At 46.0% G+C, this 626-nt stretch carries 1 pseudogene; it reads right to left on the reverse strand.

Features of this window, described 5'->3' with window-relative positions:
* A pseudogene (locus R7093_RS26265) lies at nucleotides 1-626 on the reverse strand (sodium:glutamate symporter); the annotation flags it as partial.

Here is a 626-nt window from a genome sequence, read left to right on the forward strand (position 1 = left end):
TGCCACTCCATACCGTTATACATCGCGATAGGCATCAGAGAGATGATAAAGATATCCGTGATTGAACCAGGTACATAAGCAATGGCGTAGTCATCCAGAACTTTGCTACGCATTTTAGGGTCAACAATGCGCAATAGCGCGATGCCCATTGCAACTGTGCCTGTTAGCCAGCCCCAGGAGAATATGCCTTTTTCAAACCAATCATCGCCCATAATTCGAGGCGCAACCCAGAAGATCAGCCACAACGTAAATGCGATGCCACCAATGGCGAGTACGATCATTGGCGCAAGGTACTGAGCAAGAACAGTAATTTTTATTGCCGAAATACCAAATATGATCAGGTAGTCGGTGCTGATACCAGCTGCGTGCTTAAATGCTCCATCACAAAGGTATCGTGACGCTTTGGTTTGTTTCGCGACAATTCGTACGAGCATTCCGCCCAAAAAGCCCGTTACAAATGTCGGAATTTGTACTTTGTCGTGGAACGACGATAAGTAGTTTGCTGCGACATAAGAGAAAGCCGTAACGACGACGACAAGGGCTGCGTGAATAGCAAATGAATCCACAGAGAGTGAAGACATTGTGTCTTTCATCACTGGTTCTTGTTCTGTTGGTTTTACAAGACC

The organism is Vibrio sp. 1580, from assembly GCF_033340055.1.